This is a genomic window from Peribacillus sp. SRI_006 (assembly GCF_057586375.1).
In genome coordinates this window covers 80,540-97,222 of the sequence record NZ_JBYCZT010000016.1, presented here as the reverse complement: position 1 = coordinate 97,222, position 16,683 = coordinate 80,540, and the positions used below count along the sequence as shown (strand labels likewise).

Annotated in this window: 14 protein-coding genes and 3 pseudogenes; 12 read left to right on the top strand and 5 right to left on the bottom strand. The window is 37.8% G+C overall.

All coding sequences use genetic code 11. The features are described from left to right. Positions 1 to 92 precede the first annotated feature (92 nt). The 3 genes from AC2YHV_RS21990 to AC2YHV_RS21980 are packed head-to-tail and all read left to right on the top strand — an operon-like array spanning position 93 to position 2,843. A complete protein-coding gene (locus AC2YHV_RS21990) occupies positions 93 to 1,154 on the top strand; it encodes an ABC transporter substrate-binding protein (RefSeq protein WP_057276164.1) in 1,062 nt (353 codons plus the stop codon). A 27-nt stretch (positions 1,155 to 1,181) separates the two neighbouring features. After that, on the top strand, positions 1,182 to 1,997 hold the full coding sequence (locus tag AC2YHV_RS21985; RefSeq protein WP_063576690.1) for an ABC transporter ATP-binding protein: 816 nt from the start codon (positions 1,182 to 1,184) through the stop codon (positions 1,995 to 1,997). Positions 1,998 to 2,018: 21 nt separating this feature from the next. Then, positions 2,019 to 2,843 carry an ABC transporter permease gene (locus tag AC2YHV_RS21980; RefSeq protein ID WP_063576689.1) on the top strand — a complete coding sequence of 275 codons (825 nt, stop codon included), beginning with the start codon at positions 2,019 to 2,021 and terminating at the stop codon, positions 2,841 to 2,843. A gap of 253 nt (positions 2,844 to 3,096) precedes the next feature. On the opposite strand, the gene AC2YHV_RS21975 is transcribed toward AC2YHV_RS21980, so the two are convergent. After that, positions 3,097 to 3,228: a hypothetical protein gene (locus AC2YHV_RS21975; protein ID WP_400449807.1), complete on the bottom strand. Its 132-nt coding sequence runs from the start codon at positions 3,226 to 3,228 to the stop codon at positions 3,097 to 3,099. 613 nt (positions 3,229 to 3,841) lie between these two features. Between AC2YHV_RS21975 and AC2YHV_RS21970 the strand changes: the two genes are divergently transcribed. After that, on the top strand, positions 3,842 to 4,738 hold the full coding sequence (locus tag AC2YHV_RS21970) for a DMT family transporter (protein WP_487374149.1): 897 nt from the start codon (positions 3,842 to 3,844) through the stop codon (positions 4,736 to 4,738). Positions 4,739 to 4,897: 159 nt separating this feature from the next. Here AC2YHV_RS21970 and AC2YHV_RS21965 read toward each other — a convergent pair whose 3' ends face one another. After that, positions 4,898 to 6,691, bottom strand: coding sequence for a laminin G domain-containing metallophosphoesterase family protein (locus AC2YHV_RS21965; RefSeq protein WP_487374148.1), 1,794 nt, complete (start codon positions 6,689 to 6,691; stop codon positions 4,898 to 4,900). 431 nt (positions 6,692 to 7,122) lie between these two features. Here AC2YHV_RS21965 and AC2YHV_RS21960 point away from each other — a divergent pair, with 431 nt between their 5' ends. Both AC2YHV_RS21960 and AC2YHV_RS21955 read left to right on the top strand, forming a co-directional pair. Then, entirely contained in the window at positions 7,123 to 7,872 is a 750-nt protein-coding gene (locus AC2YHV_RS21960) for a class I SAM-dependent methyltransferase (RefSeq protein WP_095680039.1), read from the top strand. After that, positions 7,872 to 8,122, top strand: a pseudogene (locus AC2YHV_RS21955) (transposase); the annotation flags it as partial. The gene AC2YHV_RS21960 and the pseudogene AC2YHV_RS21955, both read left to right, overlap by 1 nt. 132 nt (positions 8,123 to 8,254) lie before the next feature. Here the strand turns inward: AC2YHV_RS21955 and AC2YHV_RS21950 are convergent. Continuing rightward, complete coding sequence (locus tag AC2YHV_RS21950; protein ID WP_487374147.1) at positions 8,255 to 8,596, bottom strand: hypothetical protein; 342 nt, start codon at positions 8,594 to 8,596, stop codon at positions 8,255 to 8,257. Positions 8,597 to 9,051: 455 nt separating this feature from the next. Between AC2YHV_RS21950 and AC2YHV_RS21945 the strand changes: the two genes are divergently transcribed. Beyond that, the gene (locus tag AC2YHV_RS21945; RefSeq protein ID WP_487374169.1) at positions 9,052 to 9,606 is read left to right on the top strand and encodes a GNAT family N-acetyltransferase; all 555 of its coding nucleotides are present in this window, start codon (positions 9,052 to 9,054) and stop codon (positions 9,604 to 9,606) included. A gap of 538 nt (positions 9,607 to 10,144) precedes the next feature. On the opposite strand, the gene AC2YHV_RS21940 is transcribed toward AC2YHV_RS21945, so the two are convergent. Continuing rightward, the gene (locus AC2YHV_RS21940; RefSeq protein WP_063576684.1) at positions 10,145 to 10,471 is read right to left on the bottom strand and encodes an antibiotic biosynthesis monooxygenase family protein; all 327 of its coding nucleotides are present in this window, start codon (positions 10,469 to 10,471) and stop codon (positions 10,145 to 10,147) included. Positions 10,472 to 10,649: 178 nt separating this feature from the next. Here AC2YHV_RS21940 and AC2YHV_RS21935 point away from each other — a divergent pair, with 178 nt between their 5' ends. The 4 genes and pseudogenes from AC2YHV_RS21935 to AC2YHV_RS21920 all read left to right on the top strand — a co-directional run. Beyond that, the gene (locus tag AC2YHV_RS21935) at positions 10,650 to 11,525 is read left to right on the top strand and encodes a hypothetical protein (RefSeq protein ID WP_487374146.1); all 876 of its coding nucleotides are present in this window, start codon (positions 10,650 to 10,652) and stop codon (positions 11,523 to 11,525) included. Positions 11,526 to 11,590: 65 nt separating this feature from the next. Continuing rightward, positions 11,591 to 12,142, top strand: coding sequence for a dihydrofolate reductase family protein (locus AC2YHV_RS21930; RefSeq protein WP_487374145.1), 552 nt, complete (start codon positions 11,591 to 11,593; stop codon positions 12,140 to 12,142). Between the two features lie 81 nt (positions 12,143 to 12,223). After that, positions 12,224 to 12,316: pseudogene (locus tag AC2YHV_RS21925) on the top strand (DNA-binding response regulator); the annotation flags it as partial. Next, a pseudogene (locus tag AC2YHV_RS21920) lies at positions 12,300 to 12,861 on the top strand (sensor histidine kinase); the annotation flags it as partial. The pseudogenes AC2YHV_RS21925 and AC2YHV_RS21920, both read left to right, overlap by 17 nt. A 916-nt stretch (positions 12,862 to 13,777) precedes the next feature. On the opposite strand, the gene AC2YHV_RS21915 reads toward AC2YHV_RS21920, so the two are convergent. Then, positions 13,778 to 14,776 (bottom strand): LacI family DNA-binding transcriptional regulator, encoded by a 999-nt coding sequence (locus AC2YHV_RS21915; protein ID WP_487374144.1) that lies wholly within the window; start codon positions 14,774 to 14,776, stop codon positions 13,778 to 13,780. A gap of 553 nt (positions 14,777 to 15,329) precedes the next feature. Here AC2YHV_RS21915 and AC2YHV_RS21910 point away from each other — a divergent pair. Beyond that, entirely contained in the window at positions 15,330 to 16,661 is a 1,332-nt protein-coding gene (locus AC2YHV_RS21910; RefSeq protein ID WP_487374143.1) for an MFS transporter, read from the top strand. The last annotated feature ends 22 nt before the right edge of the window (positions 16,662 to 16,683 follow it).

Below are 16,683 nucleotides of genomic sequence, written 5' to 3'. Positions count from 1 at the left end.
TTATGTTTTGTATATAAAACTAAAATAGAGGAGGAATATAGTTAGTTAGTGAATTAAATGTTAAAAATATTTGATTTAGGGAGGTAAGTAATATGTTTAAGAATAAATTGGCGTTCGTTCTGCTTTGTTTGGTGTTAATAGTATCTGCATGCGGTCCAAGTGACGAAACAACTACAGAAAACAAAGGGAATTCAGGAGGAAAAGCGGTTAAGCTTACTTTTACGGAACCTGCACGATTATTGTCGGTTGCCCCATTGTATGTAGCAATAGAGCAAGGTTTTTTTGAAAAGGAAGGAATTGAAGCTGAGATTGTTTCTGGTGGTGGAGGAGCACAAGTAATCGCTTCTGTATTATCAGGCGAAGCTCAGTTTGCGGTCTCGGGTCCTCGAAGTATGTTTACTCCTCTTGACAAAGGTGAAGATTTATTGGCAATTCAATCTTTAAATTCTGCGCTAACCTATCAAATTACACTCTCTAAACAATATCAAAAGAAAAAGAATGTTTCTAAAGACTCATCACTTGAAGATAGAGTGGCTTCATTGAAAGGCGCAACTATTGGTACAAACCTTGTTGGAGATTCTGGAGACGTATACACCCGTCATTTAATGCAAATGCATGGAGTTGATCCCAATACTCTTAAAACCGTCAAATTAGCAGGAGATGGATCGAAGATTGGCGGTATGCAGGAGGGGATTGTTGACGGGGGAATAGCATCACCCCCAATGGGTTTACAAGCGGAAAGTAAAGATATAGGAGACATTGTAATCAATACAAGTGAAGAGCCAATGTATGGGAATATGGTTTGGGAAGCTGTATTTGCTAAAAAAGAATACTTAGAAGAAAATCATGAAACATCATTGAAAGTAGTTCGGGCAATAGGGAAAGGTATGGAATTCACACGTAATAACCCAAGAGAGGCAGCCGAATCGATCGAATCTTATTTTGATGGAATAGATGTTGATATTCTAGAGGAATCATTAATCGGATTGAAAAACACTTTTAAAGGCTATGGGGAAATGAATCAAGAAGCTTGGGATAATGCCCAGGATCCATTAGTTGAATTTGGCAAGATATCAGGCGTTTCTACTAAACAGGATACAACTGAAGATGTTATTTGGACAAATAGTTATATAGAAGAGGCTTTTAAAAAATAATTAGAATGGAAAGGAGATGATAGGTAGATGGAAAATGCACAACTGGAAAACTTTAAATTGTCTACTCGTTTTTTAGATGTTACTTACGTAAATAACAAAACTGGTGCAGAAGTGATTGCCCTGCAGAATATAAATTTAAACATTAAAGATGGTGAATTTATATGTATTGTTGGGCCGAGCGGCTGTGGAAAAACCACTTTTTTAAATACTGTAGTTGGATTGCTAAAGCCAAGTAAGGGAGAAATACTATTAGATCAGCAAAAAATTGATGGTCCCGGCAAGGACAGGGCAATGGTTTTTCAAAACCCGAGTCTATTACCTTGGAGAACTGTTTTGGAAAATGTTCTTTATGGAGTTGAACTGTTAAAGCAAATAACCGCAGAGAAAAAGAAAGAGGCCAAAGAATTTATTGAAATGGTCGGTTTAAAAGGTTATGAAAATCATTATCCACATGAATTGTCAGGTGGGATGCAGCAACGGGTAAACTTGGCTCGGGCATTAACGGTAAACCCATCATTAATATTATTGGATGAACCATTTTCGGCATTGGACGCACAAACTAGGGAATTTATGCAAGGTGAGTTACTTAGAATATGGGATGAGACAAAAAAGACAAGTCTTTTCATTACACACCAAATTGATGAAGCGGTATTTTTAGCTGATAGAGTTTTTGTTTTTGGGGCAAGACCAGGACGTGTAGTGGAGGTTGTTGATGTTGATATACCTAGACCAAGAGATCTCCATGTGAAGCGCAGCCCGGAATTTTTAGAGTTTGTAGATCATATTTGGTCCATTATTGAACAGGAGTCTTCTAAACAAGGTTTCGATAATAAAGAGAAATAATTAATGTGAAAGGAGAACACTATGACGAAGGGTATGATAGAACTTACACAATCAAAGCAAAAGATAAAAAAGGCGAAGAAAATGAAAAAAGAAAAAAAGTCATTTTTTATCAGTGTTGCTTCTGTTTTACTATTCCTGTTGCTTTGGGAAACTGCCTCTCAAAATGAATGGATAAATCCATTGTTCATAAGCTCACCAATTGAAATTGCACAAGCGGCAGTTTTAATGGTCCAAGAAGTTTCCTTTTGGGAAAATATGAAGGTAAGTGGTTACGAATTTGTTTCAGGCTTTGTTTTAGCCATACTTATTGGAATCCCAATAGGTGTGTTATCAGGTTGGAACTCTACCTTTAATGCAGTGGTTAACCCTTTCATTTCAGGATTATATGTAACTCCTAAAGTAGCACTATTACCAGTGATCATCATTGCATTCGGAATAGGGCCAGCATCAAAAATTGTTATCGTATTTTTGATGGCCTTCTTTCCAATAGTGATGAGCGCTCAAAAAGCTATGTTAACATTAGATCAAAACTTAATAAAAGCAGCAAGGACATTTAGTGCAAGTGAATTTCAAATTTTTAAAACAATTGCATTGCCTTCGACGGTACCATTCCTTTTAAACGGTATTCGCTTAGGTATAGGTCAAGGATTAATTGCAGTGGTTGTAGGTGAATTATTCGCTTCGACAGCTGGTATCGGATACCAATTGACAAGCAATGGTCAAAATCTACAAACAGATCGCATGTTTGTTGGCGTGTTAGTCATTACGATTACGGGAATCATTCTTACTTCATTATTAGGCATTATTGAAAGACGCTTTTCATCTTGGAAACCTGAAAATAGTTAATTAAATTAATTCTGTATCCAAACTCAATGAAAATCGAGTTTGTCCGCGGTTTGAACGTTGATTTCCATTCCAGGCACTCGCTTTCCGCGGGCTGTCCGGGAGCCTCCTCGGCGCTATTTGCGCCTGTGGGGTCTCCCTTGGCCTCGCTTTTCCCGCAGGAGTCTCGTACCTTCCATTCCAATCAACTAAACTGTAGCCAAACTCGAATCGAGTTTGGCTGCGTTTTTTTTATTAAAAAACGTTCCAGTTGATTTCAGAAATTCGCTCCCTTTCCGCCGACTGCCTGCCAAGCCTCCTCGCCTAGCGTCTGCGGTGTCTCGGCTAGCCAGTAATTCGGCAGGAGTGTCGCAAATTTCTTCAATCCAATAACGTATTCATAAAACAATAAAAAAAACATAAAAAGAGAGTTTGGCTACAGCTTTTTTATTTGAAAGACGTTTCAGTCGATTTCAGAAATCCGCTCCCTTTCCGCCGACTGCCTGCCAAGCCTCCTCGACGCAAGCGTCTGCGGTGTCTTGGCCTAGCCAGTAATTCGGCAGGAGTGTCGCAAATTTCTTCAATCCAATAACGTATTCATAAAACAATAAAAAAAACATAAAAAGAGAGTTTGGCTACAGCTTTTTTATTTAAAAGACGTTTCAGACGATTTCAGAAATCCGCTCCCTTTCCGCAGGCAGTCCGCCCTCAGCGCAATTGCGCCTTCGGGGCCTCTCTGGAAACGCTTTTCCCGCAGGAGTCTCGCACATCCGCTCCAATCAACTTGTTTTGACTATATAACTATTTTGTTTAGTATGCTTTTCAAACCTGATCCATCTTTTAACAAAGCTCTCAAATCCAATCCCAAATGGAATAGAATTTCTTCAGCGATGGTTACAACTCAGAATGTACTTAAATTCGTTATTTTACTGTAACACTTCACAGCGAGATAGAAATTTTATTGAAGTTCTCACGTATCCATGATACCTTCAATTTATAGGGATGGTTGGGAGGAATAGGTTTTGAACACAAAGGCATTTTTATTGGCATCTATAACAGTTATTATTTGGGGCTCTACATTCGCTGCTATTCGTGCAAGCTTACATGGCGGATATTCAGCCGGTCATTTGGTACTTGTTCGTTATCTTATAGCATCAGGAGTTTTTATCCTTTATGCTCTCTGGCCTGGGGTGAAATTTCGACTCCCGAAAAAAGAGGATTTGTTGAGGATTTCGATCCTTGCATTTATTGGCATTAGTATTTACCATATCGGGGTGACATTCGGGGAACAAACGGTTTCGGCGGGAACGGCTGGAATGCTGATCGGTTCAGCACCTGTCTTCATCGCGATCATTGCTGCGTTCGTTTTAAAAGAACACCTCGGACTATACGGATGGATTGGTTTGGGAATTGGATTCACAGGGATCACCTTAATAACATTAGGTACCGCAGGACCTTCCCTGACTATTTCTGAAGGAGCTTTTTTAGTACTGATGTCAGCTATTGCTTCTGCGGTGTTTTTTGTTTTCCAAAAGCCACTGTTTAGCCGTTATAATCCGATTGAATTGACAGCTTATTTCACATGGATCGGTACAATACCCTTTTTTATATTTTTTCCTGGGCTATTTCAAGAAATTCAACATGCTACTTTGGAAGGTCATTTATCAGCGATTTTTGTTGGTATTTTCCCTGCGGCCATCGGTTATGTAACTTGGGCAGTCGCTTTATCATTAGGAAAAGCCAGTTCCGTTTCCAGTTTGTTGTACATTGAACCTGTGATTGCCATTTTCGTCGCTTGGGTTTGGCTGCGGGAAGTACCTAGTACCCTTTCAGTCATTGGCGGCAGTATTGCGATATTGGGGGTCCTTGTCGTTAATGGTTTCGGAAAGTATAAATCAGTGGTGAAAAAAGCAGCATGAAAACTAGAAAAAATAGCAGCATCCCAGATCATCATGAATGAACGTATATCCTTCTTGGACGACTCAACACATAGGAGGGCATCCTAATAAAAGGAATTCACCCAGGTTGATGAGGTTAATCAGATACACCTGGGGAATTGGATTTTTCCGACCTGTTCATTACCTGAAATTAAATCTATGTTTAAAGTCCCATTCCAATTTAAATGAATTATTTTCACCTGTTAAAAATTTATAATCAATATAGGACTTTTCTTTCCTAGTCATTCCGTCAACATATGGGGAATAAGTACGGAATAATAATACATTTTTCTTTTCATCAAATTCTACAAGCCTTAGCCAGCCATTTCCCCCTCGATAATTCGTTTGGTAATTGACCAGCATTTGAATGACATCATTTCCTGCTGAGTTTTGTTTTACCCGATGCGCTATCCCATAAAAATGTCCATTAACCGTCATGAACACTTGATTATGGTTCGTTACAAGTTCATCCCATATCAGCCGGCCATTGGACGAATCGGCGGCAATGGTTTTATCATCTTTAACTTTCGGAAAAATAATATCATGTGAGACGAGGATTGTCGGTTTATCTTTATGCCGTTCCAGAACTTTTTTTGACCATTCCAAGTCCTTATGGAGATTTTTCATATCCACGATTAAAACTAAGTATTCATAACTCCCTGCCTTAGCGATTGCATATGAGCTATATCCAGAGGGAGCCGACCCCTTATAGTAGTTTTTATTCATAAAACGCTGTGGCCCATAATGTGTTAAAAAAGGATCTCCGGCAGCATAGTCATGATTCCCAGCCGCCATCATATATGGAATTTCCTTTTTATCCAAAAGGGATATGGCTCTGAGCGAATTCTGCCATTGTTTTTCTGAATCACTATCGACAATGTCCCCAACAAATGTATTCATGATAATATTGTTCTTCTTGGTGTTATTGGATATCCAGTTCATTTGACTATTGAAAATCTCAGGATTTTGGCTTGAATATTTCTGTGTATCTGGAATAAAGAGGAAATTGTAATTCTTCTTATTCGTTAGAATGGGGAAGGACTTGTTTGATCCTTCAAAGGGTTCATCGTCACGAGCATCCTGTACTAGCCATTCTTTTTCAGTTAATGCCTTGTTGGCAATTCGTATTTCCTGGATATTCCCTCCGAAAAGCGCATCCAACTTATTTCCCCACTCTGTTGCACCGATATTCCAGCCTTTACCTTTTAATGCTGCAATACCTATGGCCTTTTCTGATTCTCCATAATCACTAACGCCATTTAAAGTTAGAGTCGTTGTGCTACCATCATTAACGACTGCCAAATGGTACCATTCACCAGCATTTAAAGAACGAGACCAATTGCTTACATTATAGTTCAAATTGGATGGATGGCTTGTCCAGTGCAATTTTTGATCACTGGATATAGATAAAGCAGAAAGGATTTTTTTCTCACCTTCCATTTTATTAAGATCTGCCGCCTGTCCTTGTCTTGAAAAAAGCCCCATGGCACTTTTGGGTTTCCTTGGCATCTTAAATACCAATTCAATGGTAAAACCCCTATCGAAATTCTCTGAATTGATAGGTGCATCCCGTATGGTTTTAAAATATCTTCCTGCAGGGGCGTTTTCGTAATTGGCGAATTTCAAGCTATCAACTTTATCCTGAGCGTAATAATCTTCTTCAGACCATTTCAACATTTTTTTTAATTCGGGCGAGGCAGGATCCCCTATCGTCACTAACTCTAAATCATTTCCATGTTTGCTTGTATCTTCTATAATTAAATTACCTTTATCGATTGAACCGCTTTTAACATGTTGTTTTGTGAATTTCCAATTTGCAACGATACTGCTCCGATCATTTTCAGCAACGGAATTTAAAGAATCGGCTGACTTGGCAATACCAGGAACAATCATACATAAGAGTGAGAGACCTATAAATGCTTTTTTCATTCTCATAATATATTCACCCCTTTAAATTAGATTAAGCAATTTAAGAATAATGGTTAAACATGTATTCTTTACTTACTACCTGGGTAATTTTTGAGAAATAAGCCTAGGTAGGGGAGATTCCGTATAAGCTGCAATAAGGTATAGTTTGCTTATCTTCTCGATAACTTATTAAGGATGAGTAAAAAAGACTTATTACTAAAAAAGACATTAGGAGATAAGGCCTAATGCCTAAATTTGAAATCAAGGATAACAATAATTTGAAGTATTTTGTTCTTTAGGTGGGAGGGTAGGAAAACAAGCAATGTGTTAGTATTAGGACAGTGATCCATCAAGATAATGAGGTGAAAAAAATGGTGAGAAGGAGATAGGTAGCCTCCTGTAATAGATGTGGTATTAATCTTAGGAGGCTATCTTGAATTATAGGAGATGTATGAGTTATGAAACAAAACAAATATGATGATGCAAATTTCTTTTCTGCGTATGAGCAAATGCCACGATCAGTCAAAGGACTCGAAGCTGCCGGAGAATGGCATGTATTAAAAGAGCTAATGCCAAATCTACGTAATAAAACGGTACTTGATTTGGGCTGCGGTTTCGGCTGGCATTGCCGATTTGCCCGAGAACAACAGGCAAGTTCCGTCGTTGGTGTGGATATTTCCGACAATATGCTTCAAAGAGCACGTGAAAAAACGGATGACCCTTGTATTTCATATATTAAAATGCCGATTGAAGATATCGATTTTTCCGGATCTGAATTTGATGTCGTTATCAGTTCATTGGCTTTTCATTACATTAAGTCATATGAGGCAATCTGCAAAAAGGTCCATGATTGTTTAAAGCCTGGAGGCACTTTTGTTTTCTCGGTTGAACATCCAATCTTTACTTCTCGCAACGAACAAGCTTGGTATGACGATGACCACGGCAATCATCTGCATTGGCCAGTTGACAACTATCAGTACGAAGGTGTAAGAGAAACAACCTTCTTAACCGAAAACGTAGTAAAGTATCATCGAACGATTTCAACATATATGAATGACTTGATTGGTGCAGGTTTCAGCATAAAGGCAGTAAAGGAACCAATGCCTTCTGATGACATGTTAAAAAGTGTTCCTGAAATGAAAGATGAAAATCGAAGGCCCATGTTTTTAATGATCTCAGCAGTAAAGGAACCGAAAATAATGAAGTGAAAAGCAAGGACTGTCAAAAAGTTGCGACGCGGCATATCTGGCAAACACATGTGGAAGAAGCAGATCATCTGCGTCGTCATTAAGATGCAAAACCTATATATGCAAAACGTAAAGAAACGATTGAGCGTGTATGCGTTGGACTCCTTTAAGGGGACTTAAAAAATTGTCGATGCAGGCGATGCTTACTTTCGCTGCCATTCATTTAAAGAAGATGGCCAATGGGACATGGCGAGGTCCAAAAATGGCCTAACATAGTGGGCTCGTTGAGCCCCAATCTCTTAACTTTAGGCGAAAATTCAAAGGAATTTCAAAAAGGGGTCGGAATTTTTTAATTCCGAACCCCTTTTGTCTACAAACTGAGACAGCATAAGCTGTCTTTTTTTCACCATCTACAAATCCAATTCCAACCAAATCCGGGAACCCATACTCTCCTACAGCGTGGAATCCATTGTCCGTGTTCCCAATGACCGCCGCCATGACCGCCACCGTGTCCGCCCCATTGACCGCCGCCATGACCGCCACCGTGTCCGCCCCATTGACCGCCGCCATGACCGCCACCGTGTCCGTCCCATTGACCGCCGCCATGACCACCACCGTGTCCGTCCCATTGACCGCCGCCATGACCGCCACCGTGTCCGTCCCATTGACCGCCGCCCGGGCCAGGTATTCGTTCTCCATCTATATAATAATGCACATTATTAGGGTAGTAAGTGTAATTATACATTCAAGAAATCCTCCTTTTTTTGTTTACCCTTTCAGACTATGTACAAAAGGTGGGAAGGGTCCTATATGGACAATGATGGACAACAAAACAGGGCTGCCTATTTATTGTTGTTAAATTAAAAGACAACAATATTAATGGCTGTTTTTTTTTTTGCCTCATATTGAATTTTTGTTCAGCATTAAGGTAGTAAAGGAACCGATGCCTTCTGATGACATGTTAAAAATTGTTCCTGAAATGAAAGATGAAAATCGAAGGCCCATGTTTTTAATGATCTCAGCAGTAAAGGAACCGAAAATAATGAAGTAAACGAAAAAAGGCGTTTCTACGAAAGTAGGGACGCCTTTTAGTTATTAACATTAATTTTTAAGCAATAATGCGTTGATTATCGACTTTAATTAGGTAATGATTAAATAGTTAAATATGGAAATGGGAGTTTGGAGGGGGGAAATTGAATGGTGAAGGTATTTCCGGTTATTGAAACCAAACGATTGATATTAAGGGAAGTGACACTGGAAGATGCGGGTGACATGTTCAAATATCTATCTGATAAAGATGTGGTGAAGCCAATGGGGTTAGATCCATTCGAGACAGTAAATGATGTATGGGATGAAATTAAGTGGTATGAATCTATTTTCGAAAAAGGTTCGGGAATTAGATGGGGAATTACATTAAAAGATTCCGGTAAGGTTATAGGAAGTTGTGGTTATCTGAATATGGTAACCAAACACCATCGTGCTGAAATTGGATATGAATTAAGTAAAGACCATTGGGGAAAAGGCATTGCGAGTGAAACATTGGAAGCCGTTGTTATGTATGGTTATCGCCACTTTCACCTGGAAAGGATTGAAGCTTTAATTGAACCTGATAATCACCCATCCCAAAAACTAGTGGAAAAACAAGGATTTAGAAGAGAAGGACTTCTTAGGCATTATGAATTTACCCGTGGCAAATTCGATGATTTATACATGTACTCACTCATAAAGGAAGATCTTAACGGCATTTCCTTTTAATTAATTCATTATGAAGATCGTTTAAGAAGCGGTCCCTGTTTGTCGACAAAAGTGGATTTCGGAATGCACTCATCCCGAAGCCCTTTTACGATTTTACTGAAAGGGATAATTACCAATTGGGATTTTAGCGATCTGAAGACAAACTCAATGGAAAACTAGTTTGATTTCAGTTAAAAAAAGTTCTAACCGCAAGCGGCTTTGGTATCTGAAAGTTACTCTCCAAGGGTATGGTGAAATTGTCGAATTTAATAAGTGTTTCACAAAACAGTAAAAATTCATAATGGGAATTAGTCTTGAACATGGTTTTGGATGAACATCCTAAAGTGAAAAAAAATCTAGTTGATTGAAATGGAAGGTACGAGACTCCTGCGGGAAAAGCGCGTCCAAGGGAGACTCCACAGGCGCGAAGAGCGCCGAGGAGGCTCCCGGACCGCCCGCGGAAAGCGAGTGCCTGGAATGAAAATCAACGTTCGAATTTAAAATCCAAAATAGTAGAGCGGTTTTTTTTATAACTATATATTCATAAATCTTAGTTTACTCATTTGCTTGTATAATCTCTTTCAACCTTACAAATTCGGGTGGTGTATGACGAGTACCAATCTTTCATACCTTTTTCTTGTGCCTTTTTGTGAGCGGCATTTTCCTTCCAAAGCTTTATGGCATCCAAGGACTTCCAATAGGATACGGTAATTCCTAACCCGTTTTGATCTCTTACGCTTTCGACTCCTAAATAGCCATCTTGTTGAGCGGCAAGTTCATCCATGAATTCCGCGGTTGAATTATAGCTTGCGGCATCCTTATCGCTTCTTTGCGAAGTGAAAATGCAAGCATAATAGGGCGGTTCGGGAGTATTTGCAAATAACATGAAATGATGCCTCCTTTTAACTTAATATTCAAAATAATACCACATAGGCGAGAATGAGGATAGTCGCCCGGTAAAGAGGTACTCAGCAAAGAAAACAAGGAGGTAAAAAGCAGTATATATCTCTGACACGGCAATTCTGCTAAAGGGATTTTATTCTGATTCACGAATATATATTACTTTGACGGTTTTACAAAAAAAGGAGATGGTCTTGTGTGTGGGATTCGTTAGCAACCATATAGAAAGAGATGCATTTTTACCGGAACAACGCGATATTCTTTTGGAAAATGCATTAAAAGATTTATCGGCAGATCCTGATGTTTGGGCTATTTACATTGCTGGTTCATTAGCAAAAGGAAACGATGATCAATACTCCGATATAGATTTGCACACCATTGTTAATCCAAAACGTAAAGCAGAATTTTTAAAGGGAAAAAGGGATAGAGCCAATAATTGGGGAGATGTTTCATTTCACGAAGACTGCAATCCTTATTCACCGTATGTCGTCACTCATTATAATACCTTTGTAAAAGTTGATAGCTGGTATCATGCACCTGAGGAAATTGTTCCCTCCATTTGGTTAAAAGAGGTAGAAGTCATCTATGATCCTTTTAATATTATGAGTCCTATTATAAAAGAATCGGCAGAGAAAGTGTATAAACCTACACCTGATGAAGTTGAGCATTGGAGAGGAAAGCTGCTTGCATTTGTCCATGAAACCTACAGGGCCGTTATGAGAAGAGAAATGCTTTATGCACTATCCAATCTTGATAGGATACGGTGGCTGATTGTGTCTGGTTGGTATATGGAAATGGAAGAGCATTTAGATGTTCCCTATGGAGTATGGACAAAAATTGAGGGCAATAGAAGTAAGTTAGCTGGAAAGCAGTTATCCCTGTTGGAAAGTTGGGATTGTGGCCGCAATTCAAATGAAATTATTAAAACGTTGAGACGTATGATCCCAGAATTCCTCAGACTAAATGAATACCTATGTACTCAATTGGGTGTCGAAACAAATGAATACCATATCAAAAGAATAATCGATATGGCTATCTGATACCATATGAGGCTAATGAAATAAAGTACGTGTAAAATGTGTATTCTCTATTGGAGGGATGCTAAGTGGCACAATTGGTATATCATGTAGCCGTTTCACTTGATCATTTCATTGCAGACCAAGCAATGTTGGAAGGGGATATCAATCATTCTTTATTCTTATTTGAAGGAGATCATGTCCCGGACTTTTTATCCGATATCCAGCAATATGAAGCGGTGTTGATGGGAAGTAAAACATATGAATTTGGATTTCAATTCGGAGCCAAACCGGGTGAACCAGGTTATAAGGGTTTGAAACATTATATATTTTCGAGCTCCCTTCAGTTTGAATCGAATGAGGAGGTAGAGCTTATCGAGGGAAACGCCGTTGCGTTTATTGAAAACCTCAAACAGCAAGGTGACGGAAAGCTATGGCTTTGCGGGGGCGGAGAACTGGCTGGATCGTTATTGAAACATAAACTCATTGATCAATTGGTGCTTAAAGTGAATCCAGTCATAATCGATGAAGGCATTCCTCTTTTCGGCAGTGTTAAGCCAAGTCTAAAATTAGATTTAGTTGAAATGAAACAATTCCCAAATGGTGTGATTAAACCGACATATAATATTATTTATGCGTAGGAATATGGTAGAGGGTTGCTTTCCTTAAATAGTTAGGGCTGCTTTGGCGCAGCCTTTTTCTAATGAAATTCACTGGTCTAATATTTATGGCAGCTCGAAGATAGGAATCAAAATATCATGAATGTACATATAAAAAAAGGTAGAATCAAAATCAATGATAACAGCAGTAAGATTACAATTATTTTATTTAGAAGGCCAATGTACGGAACAAGCTCCACTATTACAATCACTATATCAACAAATAAATTATATTTCCGAATTAACAAATGAATATAATATTCAATCCACGGATGAATTAGATAATTCTTATATCTTGAATGATAAAGTGAATATGCACGCTTTATTAGAAATGATGGTTAAAAAATGGGGCTATTTGTATAACATGCATGGTATTGAATTTAATATATCATCCTTTAAATGGAGAGTTGGAATGGATGAGTAATGACTTGTGGCTGCAAAGGTTATTCGATAACGTCTTCCAAAATGTATTAAACCATTCGAAGGCTGATAAACTTGTGATAACCATTGAAAATAATGTGGTCAGTATCAAGGATAATGGAATTGGTTTTGATATCGAAAGTGAAAGTAAGGGGCTTGGCTTAAAAATAATTGAGGATATAGCTAAGACACTACATATAAAATATAATTTGGAATCGAATGAATGCGGAACTTTATTTAGTTTTACAGTCGAAAATACATATGAATCCCATTTGAATTAGGATATTTTGCTGGGATGTCATCCGGGGATTTCGTTAGGGATTCATCAATATCATTCTTTTCAGATAGTTTACCTTATGCAACATATTGCCGACCAAGTTATGTTGGGTGGGGATACAAACAATCTTTTTATTATTTGAAGGAGATTATGTCCCAGACATTTTCTCCGATTTCCAGCAATATGTGAAGCGTTGTTGATAGGAAGTAAAACAAAACATATGAATTTGGATTTAAATTCCATCATTTTGTGAATTATATCAGTAACCAGGGTAGAACGTCCGGGTGTATGGGACATGGTCCCGTGGAGTTAACTGTCATCACCATACTTGTAGAAACATGTTTTAGGCTCGTTGGGACGTAGATCTCGTATAACAAGCCAAGCTATGTAACTGCATGGAGTACTAGGGGTACTGGTTAGTAAGTATAAGTATAGGAGTAAAAACAATGCAACTAGTTGTTGGTCGGAATGCTGCAAAAGGAGAGAGTCAAGTACATTTTCCATTTAACAACATGACGTTACGATTGATAAAAATCCATCGTATCCTTCAGTCATTAAAGTGGTCTGGTTTTAACGCCTTCAGGCATCACCACGAATACGGTACCTTAACAACATAAGGTGGAACAAGATCATCGTTCGTATAGAAGCGTGTGCGTTCTATGGTGGGATTCAAGCCATAGGAAACAGCCACTTCTATAATGATTGGTATTGAATCGATGCATATGATGAAAAAAAGGACAACTTCTCCAAATCGCTGAAGTCTGTCCAAAATGAAGTCAAATTTATAAGCAAGTTGTTTTTGGAATTGCATTATCATCTGGGGATGAAACAAGCCGTGTAGGTCCTATGTTTCTATCAAATGTTTTTTTGCACCAGAACCGTTTAATATATTATTAACAGTAAAATTAACAGACTCTTACTTAGCAACCACAAGATCTCCTAATCATTAGTGAAGCAGGAATTTGAATGTGTCTGGAATAAGAAGGGTTATTTATTTTATTTAACAGTACATCAAAGGCGGTTTGACCAACTGTTTCTGAAGACATACTAATATTAGTAATCGGAGGACAAGTGATATTTGCAGCTGGAAAATCTCCAAAACCTATTAGAGCTATATCCTCAGGGCATTTAAGTGAAAGGGCCGTTAATCCTTGTATAGCACCAACTGTCATTAAGTCGTTTAATATAAATAATGAGGTAATTTGTTTTTCACGATTAATTAAAGATTTAGTTGCTTTCAGCCCGCCTTCTACCGTAGCATTCCCAGTTTCTAGGTAACTTTCATTAAAAGTTAAATGGTAATCCTTTAACGCAGCCTTATAACCTTCAATTCTTCCAATAGTAGAAGTGACATCTGCTGTGGCATAGATCAACCCTATATAGTGATGACCGTGTTGTAATAAATGAACAGTTGCATCATACCCAGCTTGAAAATCATCCATCGTCACTTTTGGGATTTGCGGCAGATTTGGATCATATCGAAGCACTTGAGTAATTGGAAGATTTTGTTCTATGTACTTTTTTAAATATTGTGAGTCCATCTTAGAAGGAGTGATTATAATCCCATCTACCATATGGGAGCTGAGAAGTTTAATGGTTTCTTTCTCGTATTCTTGATCTTCAATTGTGTTGATAAAAAGCATCTGATAGCCTAATTCCCGAGCTCGTTTTCCTACTCCATTTACAATGCCTGATACATGAGAGTCCGGAAATGAGGAGACAACTAAACCAGCTGTTTTAGTCTTTAGATTGCGTAAGTTCTTCGCTCTGATATCAGGAACATAATTATATTTATCAATTATTCCTTTGATTAGTTTAGTCTTACCTTCAGAGATATTCTTTGTCCCATTAATTACATGGGACACTGTAGCAGTAGAAACCCCAGCTTCTCTTGCTATATCTTTTATTGTTATTTTCATTTAATCTCCCTACCATCTGTAGCAAAGTTAATCGTTTTTCTTCATGGGCAATTATCAATTAATAATTTATCATATTTTTTTGGGGAAAACAACGAAATGATCATAAAATACAATTATTCCATATAACATTTTCTAGAAAATGAAATATTTGTATTGAATTATCCGATTTTTTTTGTTATTTTTTTATAAATAAGGTTAATCGTTTAACTTTAAGTGATTAACAAATTTAAGAATCTATTTTTTATATAAGGGTTCTATAGAAAAATAATTGAAATCTAAAATTCTTTGTTAAATTAGAAAGTGGTTTTTTAGTTTGAAGGTATTGTGACTCTTCAGGGTAAATAGTGTGAATATTTAGAAATTGTATTGTTCTAAAAGAGAAAGTGTGTTTTAATATTATTATTGGTTGGGTCACCCAACCAATAGAGGAGGTGAAAGCGGATCTAGATATTACTGTTTAATGATTGATATAGTGATTAGTTTTCTTAGTGCATTTGTAAGCGCTTTAAAAGTGAGAGGGAGTAAACATCAATAGTATAAGGAGAATGATGTGATGAGTAATAATGAAACCTCGATGAAGAGGGTAGCAGGTGCTAGCTTTGTGGGTGCGTTGATGGAATGGTACGATTTCTTCCTTTATGGGACTGCTTCGGCAATTGTGTTAAACAAGTTATTTTTCCCCGATTTAGATCCAACAGTTGGTACTATTGCCGCTTTTGCATCATTTGCAATAGGTTTCTTAGCAAGGCCTCTTGGAGGACTAGTGTTTGGGCACTTTGGCGATAAAGTCGGAAGGAAATCTATTCTCGTAATTACCCTTTTAATGATGGGCGGATCTACTTTTGCAATAGGTTTATTACCAACGTATGAATCAATCGGAGTATGGGCGCCAATCTTGTTAGTAGCTCTGCGTCTATTTCAGGGGTTTGCGCTCGGTGGAGAGTATGGAGGAGCTTCCTTGTTAATGATAGAACATGCCCCAAGAAATCAAAGAGGATTTTGGGGAGCATTATTACAATCCGCTACTCCTCTAGGTTTGTTGTTAGCTTCCGGTACTTTTACATTAGTAACTTTATTACCTGAAGCACAATTTTTAGCTTGGGGATGGCGGATTCCTTTCATCATCAGTATTATTCTTTTGGGTGTAGGTACATTTATACGATTTAGCGTAAAGGAGACTCCTGCTTTTCAAGAACTAAAAGAGACTGGTAAGGAAGTAAAACTGCCAATAGTAGAATTGTTCAGGGCATATCCGAAAAGTATTTTAATTGCATTTGGGGCAAGGATAGGTGAAACCGTAAGTTTTAATTTGTTCAACGTTTTTGTCATCTCTTATGTTAACACAAAATTAGGACTTTCAAGCAATGTAGCATTAACTGGAGTATTTGTAGCATCAGCCGTTGCAGTAGTCGTTTCACCTTTATTTGGTGCTTTATCTGATCGAATAGGTAGGAAGCCAGTATATCTATTTGGGACATCTTTTTTAGTACTCTTCGCTTTCCCTTTTTTCTCCTTAGTCAACTCAGGGGTTGCGGTTATCATTTATCTAGCTATTACGCTAGGTTACGTTTTTGGTACAACAGCTTTATTTAGTATCCAATCGGTCTTCTTTACAGAAATGTTTGGTACCCATGTACGTTATAGTGGCTTGTCATTCGTATATCAAGTATCAGGTATTATTGGAGGGTTTACTCCTCTAATTGCTACATCATTATTGCTATGGGAAGGCGGAGTTTTATACATTTCACTTTTCTTAGTATGTGCTTCGCTTATTTCCTTGATAGCTACTCTCTTTGCAAAAGAAACATTTAAAAAAGATATTTCAGAAATTGAAAAACTAAAAAGTGAAGTTCATATAGTAGATGAAATTAAGATTTTAAAGTGAAAAATTATTTGAATATTCTATC

Excerpts from the sequence above, each read along its gene's own strand:
- AC2YHV_RS21990 (WP_057276164.1), top strand. The coding sequence starts at position 93 with ATGTTTAAGAATAAATTGGCGTTCGTTCTGCTTTGTTTGGTGTTAATA.
- AC2YHV_RS21985 (WP_063576690.1), top strand. The coding sequence starts at position 1,182 with ATGGAAAATGCACAACTGGAAAACTTTAAATTGTCTACTCGTTTTTTA.
- AC2YHV_RS21980 (WP_063576689.1), top strand. The coding sequence starts at position 2,019 with ATGACGAAGGGTATGATAGAACTTACACAATCAAAGCAAAAGATAAAA.
- AC2YHV_RS21965 (WP_487374148.1), bottom strand. The coding sequence starts at position 6,691 with ATGAGAATGAAAAAAGCATTTATAGGTCTCTCACTCTTATGTATGATT.
- AC2YHV_RS21960 (WP_095680039.1), top strand. The coding sequence starts at position 7,123 with ATGAAACAAAACAAATATGATGATGCAAATTTCTTTTCTGCGTATGAG.
- AC2YHV_RS21950 (WP_487374147.1), bottom strand. The coding sequence starts at position 8,596 with ATGTATAATTACACTTACTACCCTAATAATGTGCATTATTATATAGAT.
- AC2YHV_RS21940 (WP_063576684.1), bottom strand. The coding sequence starts at position 10,471 with ATGTTATTTGCAAATACTCCCGAACCGCCCTATTATGCTTGCATTTTC.
- AC2YHV_RS21915 (WP_487374144.1), bottom strand. The coding sequence starts at position 14,776 with ATGAAAATAACAATAAAAGATATAGCAAGAGAAGCTGGGGTTTCTACT.
- AC2YHV_RS21910 (WP_487374143.1), top strand. The coding sequence starts at position 15,330 with ATGAGTAATAATGAAACCTCGATGAAGAGGGTAGCAGGTGCTAGCTTT.